This is a genomic window from Streptomyces sp. NPDC023723 (assembly GCF_040639815.1).
Classification (GTDB): domain Bacteria; phylum Actinomycetota; class Actinomycetes; order Streptomycetales; family Streptomycetaceae; genus Streptomyces.
The window spans coordinates 14,584-29,512 of record NZ_JBFAAP010000004.1 but is presented as its reverse complement, the minus strand read 5'-3'; the positions used below and the strand labels follow the sequence as shown (position 1 = coordinate 29,512).

Here is a 14,929-nt window from a genome sequence, read left to right as displayed (position 1 = left end):
CTCCGCCGCGTGGGCGCGAGCAACCACAGACAACCCGCACCCGCCTACCCCACCCGCAGTACCCACCCCCTCCGCGTACCCCCAGCGGAGGGGTCCCTTCTCACCCCCCGGCCGATAACAACCCGACAGCTGAACCCCGTACGGTTACCGCATGGATCTTCGACTGCGCGGCAAGCGCCGTTGGCTGGCCGCCACGGCCACGGTGGCCGTGCTCGCGGGCATCGGCACCTGGACCGCCGCAGCCGACGACAGCCCACCGCAGGTGACCCGCACCGACAAAACCCTCACCACCGCCCCCGGCATCCGGATAGACACCTCGTACTTCACCGCGGACGCCGCCGGCGCCGGCGACCGCCCCGCCGTCCTGCTCGGCCACGGCTTCGGCGGCAGCAAGGACGACGTCCGCGACCAGGCCGAGCAACTGGCCCAGGACGGCTACGCCGTGCTCACCTGGTCCGCCCGCGGCTTCGGCGACTCCACCGGCAAGATCGCCCTGAACGCCCCCGACGCCGAGGTCGCCGACGTCTCCGCGCTCATCGACTGGCTCGCCAAGCAGCCCCGGGTCCAGCTGGACAAGGCCGGCGACCCCCGGGTCGGCATGGCCGGCGCCAGCTACGGGGGCGCCATCGCCCTGCTGGCCGCCGGGCACGACGACCGCGTCGACGCCATCGCGCCCGCGATCACGTACTGGAACCTCGCCGACGCCCTCTTCCCGGACGGCGTCTTCAAGAAACTCTGGGCCGGCATCTTCGTCAACTCCGGCGGCGGCTGCGCCCGCTTCGAGGCCGACCTCTGCGCGATGTACCAGCGCGTCGCCGAGTCCGGGAAACCGGACGCCGCCGCCACCGAACTCCTCGAAGAACGCAGCCCGCAGGCGGTCGGCGACCGCATCGACGTGCCCACCCTGCTCATGCAGGGCCAGACCGACTCGCTCTTCCCGCTCGTCCAGGCCGACGCCGCCGCCAAGGCGATCAAGGCCAACGGCGCCCCCGTCGACGTCGACTGGATCTCCGGCGGGCACGACGGCGGCGACCTGGAGGGCGACCGCCTCCGGGCCCGTACCGAGGCGTGGTTCGACCGCTATCTGAAGGACGACAAGAGCGCCGCCACCGGCCCCGCCTTCCGGGTCACCCGCACCCTCGGCACCGGCAGCGGCGACGGCGAACCCCGCCTCGGCGGCGTCGACTCCGACACCTACCCCGGCCTGACCGCCGACCCCCGCGTCATCGAACTGTCCGGCCGCGAGCAGAGCTTCGAGAACCCGGCCGGCGCCAGCCCGCCCTCCGTCTCCGCCCTGCCCGGCCTCGGCGACTCGGGTGGCCTGTCCCAGCTCTCCGCCCTCGGCATCGGCATCTCGCTCGACTTCCCCGGCCAGTACGCGGCGTTCGAGTCGCAGCCGGTGCGCGGCGACCTCCAGATCACCGGCTCACCGACCGTCACCGTGCACGTCGAGTCGACCTCCGACGACGACGCGGTCCTGTTCGCCAAGATGTACGACGTCGCCCCCGGCGGCGGCCAGCAGGTGCTGCCCGCCCAGCTCGTCACGCCGCTGCGGGTGCCCGGCGCCAGGGCGGGCAAGGACGTCACGGTCACCCTCCCGGCCATCGACCATGAGATCGCCGACGGCCACCGCCTCCGGGTCGTGCTCTCCTCCACCGACCTCGGCTACGCCTCCCCGGCGGCCCCGGCGACGTACAAGGTCTCCGTCAAGAGCGCGCTGAAGGTGCCGACCGCCCTCGGCGCCACCGGCCAGGCCGCCGGGCTGCCCGCCTGGGTGTGGTGGGCACCGCTGGCCGGCGCGGCCGTCGCCGCCGCGCTGCTGCTGACCGCCCGCCGCCGCACCACCGCCCCGCCGCCCGACCCGGCCCTCGCGGACGTTCCGCTCCAGATCACCGGCTTGACCAAGAAGTACGCGAAGAAGAGCGACCGGTACGCGGTCCGCGACCTCTCCTTCCGGGTGGAGCAGGGGCAGGTGCTCGGCCTGCTCGGGCCCAACGGCGCCGGCAAGACCACCACCCTGCGCATGCTGATGGGCCTGATCACCCCGGACGGCGGCGAGATCCGGGTCTTCGGCCACGCCATCGCCCCCGGCGCCCCGGTGCTGTCCCGGGTCGGCGCCTTTGTCGAGGGCGCCGGCTTCCTGCCGCACCTGTCCGGCCGGGAGAACCTGGAGCTGTACTGGAAGGCCACCGGCCGCCCGGCCGGGGACGCCCACCTGGACGAGGCCCTGGAGATCGCCGGCCTCGGCGAGGCGCTGGCCCGCGCGGTGCGCACCTACTCGCAGGGCATGCGCCAGCGCCTGGCCATCGCGCAGGCCATGCTGGGCCTGCCGGACCTGCTCATCCTGGACGAGCCGACCAACGGCCTGGACCCGCCGCAGATCCGCGAGATGCGCGAGGTGATGATCCGCTACGCGGCGGCCGGCCGCACGGTCATCGTCTCCAGCCACCTGCTCGCCGAGGTCGAGCAGTCCTGCACCCACCTGGTGGTGATGGACCACGGCCGGCTGGTCCAGGCCGGCCCGGTGCGGGAGATCATCGGCTCCGGCGACACCCTGCTGGTCGGCACCGGCGGCCCGCTGCGGGAACCGGTCGTCGAGAAGGTCGCCGCCCTGCCCGGCGTGACCTCCGCGATCCGCACCGACGACGGCCTGCTGGTCCGCCTGGACTCCGGCACCACCGCCCGCCGGCTCGTCGCCGACCTGGTGCGGCTGGACGTCCCGGTCGAGTCGGTCGGCCCGCACCGCCGCCTCGAAGACGCCTTCCTCACCCTGATCGGAGACTGACGCGTGCCTACGCCCACCGAACAAGCAGAGCGAGCCGAGGTCGCCGAGGGCTACCGCGCGGGCCGCACCCTGCCGGTCCGGGTCGAACTGGTCCGCCAGCTCAAGCGCCGCCGCACCCTGATCATGGGCGGCATCCTGGTCGCCCTGCCCTTCGTGCTGCTGATCGCCTTCGCGGTCGGCGGCGAACCGGAGGGCCGGGCCGGCCAGGTCTCCCTGATGGACTCGGCGACCGCCTCCGGCGCCAACTTCGCCGCCGTCACCCTGTTCGCCTCCGCCGGCTTCCTGCTGGTCGTCCCCGTCGCCCTGTTCTGCGGCGACACCGTCGCCTCGGAGGCCAGCTGGTCCTCGCTGCGCTACCTGCTCGCGGCGCCGGTCCCGCGCGCCCGGCTGCTGCTGTCCAAGCTGACCGTGGGCCTCGCCCTGTCGCTGGCCGCGATCGTCCTGCTGCCTCTGATCGCCCTCGCGGTCGGCACCGTCGCCTACGGCTGGGGCCCGCTCCAGCTCCCCACCGGCGGACAGCTGCCCACCGGCACCGCCACCGGACGCCTCGCGCTGACGGTGGCGTACGTCTTCGTCTCCCAACTGGTCACCGCCGCCCTGGCGTTCTGGCTCTCCACCCGGACCGACGCCCCGCTCGGCGCGGTCGGCGGCGCGGTCGGCCTGACCATCATCGGCAATGTCCTGGACGAGGTCACGGCGCTGGGCGACTGGCGCTCCTTCCTGCCCGCGCACTGGCAGTACGCCTGGCTGGACGCCGTCCAGCCGCAACTGGACCTCACCCGCATGATCCAGGGCACCTCGCTGTCGGTGACGTACGCGCTGGTGCTGTTCGCGCTGGCCTTCCGCGGCTTCGCCCGCAAGGACGTCGTTTCGTAACCCACCGCCGCGCACGTTCCGCCCCGCCCCGGCGTCACCGTCACATGCGACGACGACACCAGACCCCGCTGCTCCTCGGCACGGCCGCCGCCCTGCTGCTCACCGGCTGCGCCGAGGGCCGCACCGACGGCGGCTACCGCGCCGCGGACGCGCCGGCCGTGACCCGCGCCCCCGCCACCCCCGCCCCGCTGCCGTCCTCCGACGACGACCACCTCTCCACCTTCGCCCTGGACGTCGACACCGCCTCCTGGGACTACGCCCGGCGTACCCTCGCCGAGGACCGGCTGCCCGACCCGGCGACCGTCCGCCCGGAGGAGTTCGTCAACAGCTTCCGCCAGGACTACGACCGCCCCGCCGGCGGCGGCTTCACGGTCACCGTCGACGGCGCCCGCACCGACGATCCGCACTGGTCGCTGGTCCGGGTCGGCCTCGCCACCCGGGCCGCCGACCCGGCGGGCGAACGCCCGCCCGCCGCCCTCACCTTCGTGATCGACGTCTCCGGCTCGATGGCCGAGCCGGGCCGCCTCGACCTCGCCAAGGAGTCCCTCGGCGTCATGACGGACCAGCTGCGCGACGACGACTCGGTGGCGGTCGTCACCTTCAGCGGCCGGGCCGAGACCGTGCTGCCGATGACCCGGCTGGGCGAGGGCCGCGACGAGGTGCACGACGCGATCGCGTACCTGGAGCCGACCGACTCCACCGACCTCGGCGCGGGCGTCGAGACCGGCTACCAGACGGCGGTCGCGGGCCTGCGCGAGGGCGCCACCAACCGGGTCGTCCTCGTCTCCGACGCCCTCGCCAACGACGGCGACACCGACGCCGACACCATCCTGGAACGCGTCGCGGACGAACGCCGCGAGCACGGCATCACCCTCTTCGGCGTCGGCGTCGGCAGTGACTACGGCGACGCCCTGATGGAACGCCTCGCCGACCGCGGCGACGGCCACACCGCCTATGTGTCGAGCGCGCGGGAGGCCCGCGAGGTGTTCGGCGAGCGGCTGCCCGGCGCCGTCGGACTGACCGCCCGCGACGCCAAGGCCCAGGTCGCCTTCGACCCCGGCACCGTCGAGGAGTACCGCCTCATCGGCTACGACGACCGCCGGGTCGCCGCCGACGACTTCCGCGACGACGCCGTGGACGGCGGCGAGACCGGTCCCGGCCACACGGTGACCGCCCTGTACGCCGTACGCACCGCGCCGGGCGCCGCGGGGCACCTCGCCACCGCCACCGTCCGCTGGCTCGACCCCGGCACCCGCGCCCCGCGCGAGGCGTCCGGCGAGCTGACGGCCGGCGCCCTCGACGACTCGGTGTGGACCGCGGACCGCGGCCTGGCGACCGCCGCCACGGCCGCGTACTTCGCCGCCGCGCTGCGCGGCCGGGACCCGGACGCCGCCCTGCCCGGCGCCCCGGACCTCGGCGAACTCGCCGGACACGCCGGGCGACTGGCGGCCGGCACGGCGGACGGGCAGGTCCGGGAGCTGGCCGCGGCCATCGCGACCGCGCGCCGGCTGACCTGACCCGACCCGGGCCCTTGACTTTCCTACGCGCCAGTAAGTTGACTCGTGAGTAAGAAAGTGAGCCGCCGTCGCCACCGGGAGCCGCCATGGGAGTACGCAGGGAACTGAAACGGGCCGCACGCCGCACCGACCTGGCCGGCCGGGTCCGGGCCGACCTGGTCAAGGACGCGGCCGGCACGGTACGCGAGGCCGCCGTCGCCCCCTTGGCCGCGCCGCCCACCACCGGCAGCACCGCCGACATCCCGTTCACCAACGCGGCCGAGGCCCCCGGCGCGGTGGTCCTGCGCCGTCAAGTGGGCGACGACTGGCGGCCGGTGACCGCCGCGGCCTTCGCCGCCGAGGTGACCGCCGTGGCCAAGGGCCTCATCGCGGGCGGCCTGGAGCCCGGCGGCCGGGTCGCCGTGATGTCCCGCACCCGCTACGAGTGGACGGTGCTGGACTTCGCCGTCTGGGCGGCCGGCGGCCGGACCGTTCCCGTCTACGCCACCTCCTCCGCCGACCAGGTCGAGTGGATCGTGCGGGACTCCGGCGCCACGCTGGTGATCACCGAGACCGCCGCGAACACCGCCACGGTCCGCACCGCCACCGCGGACCACCCCGAACGCCCCCGCGTGTGGGAACTGGACGCCGGCGCCCTGGCCGACCTCACCGCGCTCGGCGCCACCGTCCCCGACGAGGAGGTCACCAAGCGCCGCACCGCGCTCACCCCGGACACGGAGGCGACCCTCTGCTACACCTCCGGCACCACCGGCCGCCCCAAGGGCTGCGTCCTCACCCACGCCAACCTGCACGCCGAGGCCGCCAACACGGTCGAACTGCTGCACCCCGTCTTCAAGGCGGTCACCGGCACCACGGCCTCCACCCTGCTCTTCCTGCCCCTCGCCCACATCCTGGGCCGCACCATCCAGCTCGCCTGTCTGCTGGCCCGTATCGAGATCGGCCACTTCCCGAGCCTCAAACCGGCCGAACTCCGCCCCGCCCTCAAGTCGTTCCGGCCGAGCTTCCTGGTCGGCGTCCCCTACCTGTTCGAGAAGATCCACGACACCGGCCGCGCCACCGCCGAGAAGATGGGCCGCGGCGCCTCCTTCGACCGGGCGCACCGCGTCGCGGTCCGCTTCGGCGAGGCCCACCTGAACAAGTTCCTCGGCCAGGGCCCCGGGCCGGGCCCCGGCCTCTGGGCCGCCTGGGCCCTGTACGACCTGCTGGTCTACCGCCGGGTCCGGGCCGAACTCGGCGGCCGCACCCGGTACGCCATCAGCGGCGGCTCCCCCCTGGACCGCGAACTCAGCCTGTTCTTCTACGCCGCCGGCCTCATGATCTACGAGGGTTACGGCCTGACCGAGACCACCGCCGCCGCCACCGTCGTACCGCCGCTGGGCCCCCGCCCCGGCACGGTGGGCAGGCCGGTCCCCGGCACCGCGGTGCGGATCGCCGCCGACGGCGAGGTGCGGATCAAGGGCGGCATCGTCTTCACCTCGTACCGGAACAACCCCGGGGCCACCGCCGAGGCCCTCACCGACGGCTGGTTCGCCACCGGCGACCTCGGCTCCCTCGACCCGGACGGCTATCTGACCATCACCGGCCGCAAGAAGGACCTGCTGGTCACCTCCGGTGGCAAGAACGTCTCCCCGGCCGTCCTGGAGGACCGCCTGCGCAGCCGCCCGCCCGTCGGCCAGTGCCTGGTCGTCGGCGACAACCGGCCCTACATCGCCGCCCTGATCACCCTCGACCCGGACGCGATCGCGCACTGGCTGTCGGTACGGGGGCTGCCGGCCGGCACGCCGCGGTCCGCACTCGTCCGCGACGAGCGGCTGCGCGCCGACGTCCAGCGGGCCGTCGACCACGCCAACCAGGCCGTCTCCCGCGCCGAGTCGATCCGCGCCTTCCGGCTGGTCGACGGCGAGTTCACCGAGGAGAACGGGTTGCTGACGCCGTCCCTGAAGGTGCGACGGCAGGCGGCCACCGCGGCGTACGCCGCCGAGATCGAGGCGCTGTACGCCGGCCGGCCCTGACACGCGAAAGGGCGGGACCCCGGCGGCAGCGCCGGTGTCCCGCCCCTGGGCGCGGTCTCAGTCCTCGCCGTTGGCGGACAGGATCGACACGTCCTCCAGCAGGTGGGCCAGCGCGCCGTCGCGCTTGGCCTGCGTCGAGTTCTCCGCGCACTGCTGGTTCATGTCGTCGCCCAGGACGTTCAGGTCCTGGATCGGCACGATGCCGATGACACTGACCGGGATGTCGGACACGGCGATGCACGGCTTGTTGAAGGAGCCCTGGATGAGGGCCATCTGCGGGCTCATGTTGCCGTAGGTCGACGAGTTGCCGAAGTACTGCTCGGCGCCGTTGCCGTTGGCGGAGACCGGGCCGCTGTCGTCGCCGATAGCCATCGCCTGCGGGGCCGTGGCAGCGGAGGCGCCGATGACGGAAGCGGCGATCGCTGCGGAGGCGAAGACCTTCTTGATCACAGTTCAGTCCTTTCTCAAAAACCCCGACCACCGGAGCCCTATGGTCAACTCCGCGCCCGGGGCGGAGTTTCTTACGTTCACTCCGATGGCCGACACCGGCGAATGTGCGGGAAACCCCGGGTGTGCCGCCAACCGGGTGAACGCCCGAAACCATTCATGCCGGGCCGTGTTGATGAGGCCGTAGGACAGTGCGTCGCTACGAGGAAAGGAACGCGAAGTGCTCAAGAAGGCAATGGTCGCCGCGGCGGCCGCCGCTTCTGTCATCGGTATGTCGGTGGCGGCTGCTCCCCAGGCGCTTGCCATCGGGGACGACAACGGCCCGGCCGTCGCCAACGGCAACGGCGCCGAGTCGAAGTTCGGCAACTCCTCCACCGACGGTGACATGAGCCCTCAGCTCTCTCTCGTCGACGGCACGCTGAACAAGCCGTGCGTCGCCGTGGAAGAGGTCGCCGTCTCCGTCATCAACATCGTTCCGATCCAGAACCTCGACGTTCTGGGCGACGACATGACGCAGCAGTGCGACGACAACTCCACCCAGGCCAAGCGGGACGGCGCGATCTCGCACGTCCTGGAGGACCTGTCGGTCCTGTCGGCCAACGGCGAGGGTCGCTGAGCGGTACCCCGCTCGGCCCGGGTGGCCCGCTGACTTCCCCGCGGGCCGCCCGGCCGTGGAAACGACGTCGTCGCTCTGATGGACGTACGGCCGTAACGCGTTCCGGGGCATTCGAGTGAATTCCCCTGGCGTACACGTTCCGCAGTTTCTCCGGCCGTCAATTCCTCGTTTGCAGGCTGCAGGTCATGGTGCGAGCCGTCAATGCTGTGCTCGCGCGGTTTCGGCCGTCACTCAGGCATGACCGCAGAGAAGGGAAAGTTCATGAAGAAGAGCGCTGCTGTCGTCGCGGGCGCGATCCTGGCGTTCGGCGGGGCCGCCCCGGCCTTCGCCGACTCGGGGGCCCAGGGTGCCGCCATCGGCTCCCCGGGCGTCCTGTCCGGCAACGTCGTGCAGGTTCCCGTGCACGTTCCCGTCAACGTGTGCGGTAACACCATCAACGTCATCGGGCTGCTGAACCCGGCGTTCGGCAATGAGTGCGAGAACGACTGACGTCGGTCCCGCACCAGCCGTTCGGCTGTGTCACGGCCGGCCCTGGCCAACTCGATTGGTTCCGGGGCCGGCCGTTTCCCACTTCTCCAAGCAGGAAGCGAACTAGAGTGCGACAGACCCTGAGCAGGGGAATGGTCGCGGCAGCCGCCGCGACGAGTGTTCTGTCCCTGTGCGGCAGCCCCGCCCTTGCCGACTCGCAGGCGGACGGGGCCGCCGCGAACTCGCCGGGCGTGGTGTCCGGCAACGCCGCCCAGGTCCCGGTCGACGTGCCGGTCAACGCCTGCGGCAACACCGTCGACGTGGTCGCGGCCCTGAACCCGGCCTTCGGCAACGCCTGCGCCAACACCGGCGGGGACGAGCACGGCAAGCAGCACGGCGGGCACGGCGGGCACGGTGGATCCGGTGGCTACGGCCACGACGACGGCTCCGTTCCCGACGGGGCCTCCGCCCAGGGCCAGAGCGTCGGCTCGCCCGGCGTCGGCTCCGGCAACAACGCCCAGGTTCCGGTCGACGTGCCGGTCAACGCCTGCGGCAACACCGTCGACGTGATCGCGCTGCTGAACCCGGCGTTCGGCAACAGCTGCGACAACGACGGGGACGAGAAGCCGGCCCCGCCCGGATACGGCCACGACGAGCCGCCGCACACCCCGCCGCCCACCGACCACACGCCGCCGCCGGAGCACCACACCCCGCCGCCGGCCGAGGAGGAGGAGCCCCCGCCGGCCACGGAGGAGGAGCCGCCGCCCGCCGCCGAGGAGGCCCCGCCCGCCGCCGAGCCGCCCGTGCTGGCCGAGACCGGCAGCGCCGGCGACACCCTCGCGGTCACCGCGGCCGCGTCCGCCGCGCTGATCGCCGGCGGCGCGGTCCTCTACCGCCGCAGCCGGGCGGCGTCCCGGCGCTGACCGCCGCACCGGCCGGCGACCTGGCCACCCGGCGCCCGCGCGGCGCCGGGTGGCGCCGGGTGGCGTAACCGGCTCCGCGCCGCCCGCTCGAACGCCGTAGTGGCGGTGGCGGGACGCACGTTCATATGACTGGGTGTCAGTAGCGGGAGACAGACTCCAGGGACGCGCGGACAGAGGGAGCCGGCATGTCGGAAGAGCAGTCACGGGTCCGTTCCCGGCGCCCGCGCTCCGGGGCCGCGGTCGCGGTGGCCGCGGCCCTGGCCGCCGTACTGCCCGCGGTACTGGCCCCCGGGCCCGGGTGGGCCGCCACCGACCCGCCCGCCCCACCGGCCCCCACCGCGTCACCGGCCCCCTCCGCGCCAGCGGCCCTCTCCGCACCACCGGTCCCCTCCGCGCCACCGGCCCCTTCCGCCCCGGTGGGTGAAGCGCCGGGGCCGGCGGCGCCCGCCGTCGGTGCCTATCTCGACTACGGGCCGCCCGGTGTGGCCCGGATGGCCGAGCTGAGCCACTGGCTCGGCGGCACCCGGCTGCGGGTCGGCCACACCTATCTGCCCGGCGACCGCTGGAGCAACATCGAGGGCGAGCCCGGCTTCCTCGACGTGTGGGCCGACTGGCGCACCCGGCAGGCCGACCGGATGCTCGTCCTCAACGTGCCCATGCTGGAGCGGAACGAGGCGGGACTCGACGACGACGAGGTGCGCGAGCTGCTGCGGCAGGGCGCGGCCGGCGACTTCGACCACCACTTCCGGCGGCTGGCCGAGCGGCTGGTCTCGCTGGACGCGCCGGACACCGTGCTGGTGCTCGGCTGGGAGATGAACGGCATCACGTACACCCACCGCTGCGGCCCGGACCCCGAGGCGTGGAAGGCGTACTGGAACCGGATCGTCACGGCGATGCGCGCGGTGCCGGGCCAGAGGTTCAAGTTCGACTTCGCGCCCAGCCGGGGCCGGGACGCCGTGCCGTGGACCGAGTGCTACCCCGGCGACGACACCGTCGACATCGTCGGCATGGACGCCTACGACCAGCCGCGCGGCATGCCGTTCGAGGAGCAGGTGAGCGAGCCGTACGGGCTCCAGGCCCAGGTGGACTTCGCGCGGGCGCACGGCAAGCCGGTCTCGTACCCGGAGTGGGGGCTGTTCCGCAACGGCGACAACGCCACGTACATGCGGCGGATGCTGGCCTGGATGGAGGAGCACGGGGCGCTGTACCACACGCTCACCGACTACTGCCCGCACGGCGTGTGGCAGTGCGGCGCCAACCCCCGGGCCGCCGAGGTCTACCGTTCCGTGCTCTCCGGCCGCACCGACCAGGACGTGCCGCAGCAGCCGGAGCCGGAGCCGCAGCCGCGGCCCACGCCCGAGGCGCCGGCCGACTGTTCGCCGCTCGACCTCGACGACTGGGTCGAGCACTGGATCGGCGGCCGGCTCTGCCTGCGCCTGGACTGGTGGTCGCGCACCCGCTAGCGCCCCGCGCCCCGGGCGGCGGGGCCGGTCAGGCGCCGCCGCCACCGGGACGCTCCCGCCAGCGGTGGCGCAGCGCCTTGCCGCGCCGCCGGGCCGCGTCGTCGCCCAGCGCCGCCGCCAGCAGCGGGGCGGTGCGCCACCGGGCCAGCAGCAGCCGCTGGTTGAGCACCGGCCGGGGCCGCCAGTGGTGCTTGTACGGCTCGTCGCCGCGCAGCAGGCTCAGCACCTCCCGCTGCCCGTCGCAGACCTGCTGCGCGGCGGCGTCCAGCAGCAGCACCGCCACATCCGCCCGGCACTCCCGCAGCCGGGGATGGGCGCCGTACAGATAGCCCCCGGCGAGCCGCCGCGCCAGCAGCGTCACGTCCACGGCCACCACCTCGTCGTCGAGCCGGAACTCGGTGACCACCGCGTCCCCGGCCGCCACCATCGCCGGCACCGCCCGCACCAGATGGGCCTGGAACCGCGGGCGCAGGTGCTCGCCCGTCACCTTCCGGCCCTGCCACTGCATCCGGTGCAGTTCCAGCAGCCGGTGCAGCGCGGCGTCCGTCTCGTCCGGCAGCACGGCCCGGCTCTTGACGCCGAGCGCGTCCAGCCGGCGCAGTTTGGCGCGCACCCGCTGCCGGGCCTTGGCGGAGGACAGCCGGGCGGTGAGGTCGCTCAGGGGCACGGCGGGCAACTCCAGGCAGAGGGAGTCGGCCACCCGGCCGCGCGGTCCCGGCCAGCGGTCGAAGACCCGTTCGGCGGCGGCGCCGGGCCGGACCTCGCGCAAGTCGATCAGCGTGGTCCGGGCGGCCGCGGCCAGCCCGGCGGCGAGCGCCGGCACCGCCCCGGGGCACTCGTCGTCGACCAGGACGTCCGCGTAGTCCGAGATCGGCCCGCCCAGCGGCACCAGCGCCGGGACCGGGCCCGGTACCCGCATCAGCGGCGCGGCGCCGACCAGTTCGCCCCGGCCGTCCCGGGCCAGCACCAGCCGCAGCCGCCCGGGCCGCCCGTACGACAGCCACCAGGAGTGCAGCCAGGCGTGGCTCTGGAACGGGGTCGCGGCCGAGCACCGCCGGTGCAGGCGGTTCCACCGCGGGCCCAGGGCGGCGAACACCCGCTCGTCGGTGACGGTCTCGGTCCTGGTCTCGGTCTTGGTCGGGTACGGGGTCACAGTGGCGCTTTTCGGCTGTCGGCGGTGGACGTTGGGGTGGCCCCGGGGGCGGTCGCGGGGGCGGGCACCGAGGGCGTCCCGCCGTCCTCGCCGGTCGCGCCGCGCGGCCGGACCAGCAGGGCGAGGCCGCCCAGCAGGCCGCCCGCGGACAGTCCGACCAGGCCGGTCACCGCAGGGGTGGCCGTGGCCGGCGCGGTGGGCTCGGTGGCGCGGGCGAACCGGCGCAGCGTCACCCGGGTGGCGTCCGCGGAGTGCGCGGCGTGCCGGGTCAGCGCCCGGGTGACCGCGTCGGCCAGGTCGGCGGCCAGGTCCGGGCGCGCGGCGGTGGCGCTGACGGAGACCATCGGGGCGTCCGGCGAGGTCTGGGTCCGTACGCTCCGCTCCAGCGTCGCCACCGGTACGCCCGCCCACACCTGGGCGTCCCCCAGCACCGCGAGCTGCGTGGCGACCCGGCCGTACGCCTGCGCGAAGCCCAGCGCGGACGCCGGGTCCGAGCCCTTGCCGGGGACGGCGACGACGTAGCTCGTGGCCGTGTACTGCGGGGTCCGCACCAGCCCGTACGCGCCGCCGAGCAGTCCCCCGGCGAGGGCACCGGCGGCCAGCAGCGACCAGGGGGGCAGCGCGCGGAGGCGGACGCGGGCGGTTCCGTTCTTGGTTCTGTTCCTGGTTCGCTTTCCGGTTTTGTCCTCGTGTTCGTGTTCGTGTTCGTGTTCGTGTTCGTGTTCGGGTTCGATCCGGTCCTTGGTCCTGTGCTCCGTCATACGGGGCCGGCCTCCTGCGGTGCGGGGGACAACGGGTGGGTGAGGACGGACGCGTAGACGTCCATCAGCCGGGCGGCGCTGCGCGTGACGCAGTAGTGGCGGGCGGCCGGCGGCGCGGTGCGCGGGCCGGGACCCGCCGCGCGCAGGGCGGCCAGCGCGGCGCCGAACTCCGCGGCGCCGCCCCGCACCCGCCGGGCCCTTGGCGCCGCGTCCGGCGGCAGGTCCTCGACGGCCGGGCAGGAGGCGTAGACGACCGGCAGCCCCGACGCCAGCCCCTCCACGACCGCCAGACCGAACGCCTCCTCCGCGGACGGTGAGCCGAGCACGTCCATCGCGGAGACCAGGGACGGCAGGTCGGGGCCGGGCGAGCCGTCGGAGAGGTAGGGGCGTTCGCCGGTGAGCAGGACGCGGTCGGCGACGCCCGCGGACCGCGCGGCGCACCGCAGCGCGTGCTCCTCGGGGCCGCCGCCGACCAGCAGCAGCCAGCAGTCCGCGGGGAGCCGGGCGAGGGCGCGGACCAGGACGTCGAAGCGCTTGCCCGCCGCGAGCCTGCCGACCCCGCCGACCACCCAGGCCCCCTCCGGCAGGCCGAGGCGGCGGCGGGTGCGGTGCCGGGCCACCGGGTCGAAGCGGAAGCGGTCCAGGTCGATGCCGTTGGGCACCACCTCGACCCGGGGCGCGGGCACACCCCAGCGGCCGAGCCGGCCGGCCACCGTGGGGGAGACGGCGATCGTCGTGCTGCCGAGGCGCTCCCCGGCCCGGTACAGGGCGCGCACGCCCGGGGAGAGCCGGCGGCCCTCCAGCCGGGTGTCGCCGAGGGAGTGCTCGGTGGCGACGATCGCGCGGACCCCGGCGAGCCGGGCGGCGAGGCGGCCGTAGAGGCAGGCCCGGTAGAGGTGGGTGTGCACCAGGTCGTAGCCGCCGGCGCGGATCAGCCGGGTCAGGCGGGGCAGCGCGGACAGGTCGCGGTTGCCGGTCATGCCGAGGTGGACGACGCGCACCCCGTCGGCCAGCAGTCCGTCGGCGACCGCGCCGGGGTCGGTGAGCGTCACGACGTCGCAGCGCACCGGCAGGTGCCGCAGCAGCAGCCGCAGTTGCTGCTCGGCGCCGCCGGTGCCGAGGCCGGTGATGACGTGCAGGATCCTGGGGGAGGCACCGGGCGTCATCTCAGACCCCCGCCGCCGGCCGCCGCCGCAGCCGGTGCAGCCGGGTCTTCAGCAGCAGCCGTACGGCCGTGTCGCGCTGCCCGATGTGCACCCTGGGCAGGGCGTACCGGCCGGTCAGCGGGCCGGGGTCGATGGCGCAGGCGTAGCCGTAACCGGCGGCGCGCACGGCGTCGACGGCGCGGGCGTCCAGGGTGCCGTACGGGTAGCAGAAACCGGTGACCGGGGTGCCGGTCAGGTCGGCCAGCCGGGCCCTGCTGCCGGCCGTCTCGGCGCGCAGCGTGTCGTCGTCGGCGCGGGTCAGGTCGACGTGGGTCAGGCCGTGCGAGCCGATCTCCACGCCCTCGGCGGCGGCGCGGCGCACCCCGTCGGCGGTCAGCAGCGGCTTGCGCGGGCCCCGCGGGTCCCAGGCGTTGTCGCCGCCGAACCGCCCCGCGAGTACGAACAGGGTGGCGCCGCAGCCCCAGCGGCGCAGCCGCGGCAGCGCGTGGTCGGCGAAGTCGGCGTACCCGTCGTCGAAGGTCAGCCCCACCAGACCGCGCGCCGCGCCGCGCGCCCGGGCGGCCAGCAGTTCGGCCACCGACACGCCGCGCAGCCCGCGCCGGCGCAGCCAGCCGAGCTGCGCGTCCAGCCGGGCGGGCGTCACGGTGATGCCGTACGGGTCGTCCCGGCAGTCGGTCACGGAGTGGTACATCGCCACCCACGGCACGGGCGCGCCGCGGGTGCCCGCGCGGACGGGGACGCC

The 14,929-nt window shown here is 74.7% G+C and carries 13 protein-coding genes; 8 read left to right on the top strand and 5 right to left on the bottom strand.

Translation table 11 applies throughout. The features are described 5' to 3' along the window. Positions 1-151: 151 nt before the first annotated feature. From AB0G32_RS06835 to AB0G32_RS06820, 4 genes are all read left to right on the top strand, one after another. Positions 152-2,785, top strand: a complete 2,634-nt coding sequence (locus AB0G32_RS06835) for an alpha/beta fold hydrolase (protein WP_361159188.1) — start codon at positions 152-154, stop codon at positions 2,783-2,785. Positions 2,786-2,788: 3 nt separating this feature from the next. Further along, complete coding sequence (locus tag AB0G32_RS06830; protein ID WP_361159186.1) at positions 2,789-3,661, top strand: ABC transporter permease subunit; 873 nt, start codon at positions 2,789-2,791, stop codon at positions 3,659-3,661. A gap of 44 nt (positions 3,662-3,705) precedes the next feature. After that, positions 3,706-5,178 carry a von Willebrand factor type A domain-containing protein gene (locus tag AB0G32_RS06825; RefSeq protein WP_361159183.1) on the top strand — a complete coding sequence of 491 codons (1,473 nt, stop codon included), beginning with the start codon at positions 3,706-3,708 and terminating at the stop codon, positions 5,176-5,178. Positions 5,179-5,264: 86 nt separating this feature from the next. Continuing rightward, entirely contained in the window at positions 5,265-7,190 is a 1,926-nt protein-coding gene (locus tag AB0G32_RS06820; protein ID WP_361159181.1) for an AMP-dependent synthetase/ligase, read from the top strand. Between the two features lie 57 nt (positions 7,191-7,247). On the opposite strand, the gene rdlB is transcribed toward AB0G32_RS06820, so the two are convergent. Continuing rightward, a complete protein-coding gene (rdlB, locus tag AB0G32_RS06815) occupies positions 7,248-7,640 on the bottom strand; it encodes a rodlin RdlB (protein WP_361159178.1) in 393 nt (130 codons plus the stop codon). A gap of 217 nt (positions 7,641-7,857) precedes the next feature. Here rdlB and rdlA point away from each other — a divergent pair, with 217 nt between their 5' ends. The 4 genes from rdlA (at position 7,858) to AB0G32_RS06795 (ending at position 11,107) form a co-directional block, all read left to right on the top strand. Then, a complete protein-coding gene (rdlA, locus tag AB0G32_RS06810) occupies positions 7,858-8,253 on the top strand; it encodes a rodlin RdlA (RefSeq protein ID WP_361159175.1) in 396 nt (131 codons plus the stop codon). A 261-nt stretch (positions 8,254-8,514) separates the two neighbouring features. Further along, positions 8,515-8,742, top strand: a complete 228-nt coding sequence (gene chpD / locus AB0G32_RS06805; protein WP_361159172.1) for a chaplin ChpD — start codon at positions 8,515-8,517, stop codon at positions 8,740-8,742. A 131-nt stretch (positions 8,743-8,873) separates the two neighbouring features. Further along, on the top strand, positions 8,874-9,644 hold the full coding sequence (locus AB0G32_RS06800; protein WP_361159170.1) for a chaplin: 771 nt from the start codon (positions 8,874-8,876) through the stop codon (positions 9,642-9,644). A 185-nt stretch (positions 9,645-9,829) separates the two neighbouring features. Next, the gene (locus tag AB0G32_RS06795; protein ID WP_361159167.1) at positions 9,830-11,107 is read left to right on the top strand and encodes a glycosyl hydrolase; all 1,278 of its coding nucleotides are present in this window, start codon (positions 9,830-9,832) and stop codon (positions 11,105-11,107) included. Between the two features lie 28 nt (positions 11,108-11,135). On the opposite strand, the gene AB0G32_RS06790 is transcribed toward AB0G32_RS06795, so the two are convergent. The 4 genes from AB0G32_RS06790 to AB0G32_RS06775 are packed head-to-tail and all read right to left on the bottom strand — an operon-like array spanning position 11,136 to position 14,878. Beyond that, entirely contained in the window at positions 11,136-12,260 is a 1,125-nt protein-coding gene (locus AB0G32_RS06790) for a GNAT family N-acetyltransferase (protein ID WP_361159164.1), read from the bottom strand. Then, the gene (locus AB0G32_RS06785) at positions 12,257-13,021 is read right to left on the bottom strand and encodes a lipopolysaccharide biosynthesis protein (protein ID WP_361159162.1); all 765 of its coding nucleotides are present in this window, start codon (positions 13,019-13,021) and stop codon (positions 12,257-12,259) included. Before AB0G32_RS06785 ends, AB0G32_RS06790 begins: the two co-directional genes overlap by 4 nt. Further along, complete coding sequence (locus tag AB0G32_RS06780) at positions 13,018-14,187, bottom strand: glycosyltransferase (protein ID WP_361159161.1); 1,170 nt, start codon at positions 14,185-14,187, stop codon at positions 13,018-13,020. Before AB0G32_RS06780 ends, AB0G32_RS06785 begins: the two co-directional genes overlap by 4 nt. A 1-nt stretch (position 14,188) precedes the next feature. Then, positions 14,189-14,878, bottom strand: coding sequence for a polysaccharide deacetylase family protein (locus AB0G32_RS06775; RefSeq protein ID WP_361159158.1), 690 nt, complete (start codon positions 14,876-14,878; stop codon positions 14,189-14,191). Positions 14,879-14,929 lie beyond the last annotated feature (51 nt).

Excerpts from the sequence above, each read along its gene's own strand:
- AB0G32_RS06775 (WP_361159158.1), bottom strand. The coding sequence starts at position 14,878 with ATGTACCACTCCGTGACCGACTGCCGGGACGACCCGTACGGCATCACC.
- AB0G32_RS06785 (WP_361159162.1), bottom strand. The coding sequence starts at position 13,021 with ATGACGGAGCACAGGACCAAGGACCGGATCGAACCCGAACACGAACAC.
- AB0G32_RS06795 (WP_361159167.1), top strand. The coding sequence starts at position 9,830 with ATGTCGGAAGAGCAGTCACGGGTCCGTTCCCGGCGCCCGCGCTCCGGG.
- AB0G32_RS06800 (WP_361159170.1), top strand. The coding sequence starts at position 8,874 with ATGGTCGCGGCAGCCGCCGCGACGAGTGTTCTGTCCCTGTGCGGCAGC.
- AB0G32_RS06835 (WP_361159188.1), top strand. The coding sequence starts at position 152 with ATGGATCTTCGACTGCGCGGCAAGCGCCGTTGGCTGGCCGCCACGGCC.
- AB0G32_RS06825 (WP_361159183.1), top strand. The coding sequence starts at position 3,706 with ATGCGACGACGACACCAGACCCCGCTGCTCCTCGGCACGGCCGCCGCC.
- chpD (WP_361159172.1), top strand. The coding sequence starts at position 8,515 with ATGAAGAAGAGCGCTGCTGTCGTCGCGGGCGCGATCCTGGCGTTCGGC.
- AB0G32_RS06820 (WP_361159181.1), top strand. The coding sequence starts at position 5,265 with ATGGGAGTACGCAGGGAACTGAAACGGGCCGCACGCCGCACCGACCTG.
- AB0G32_RS06780 (WP_361159161.1), bottom strand. The coding sequence starts at position 14,187 with ATGACGCCCGGTGCCTCCCCCAGGATCCTGCACGTCATCACCGGCCTC.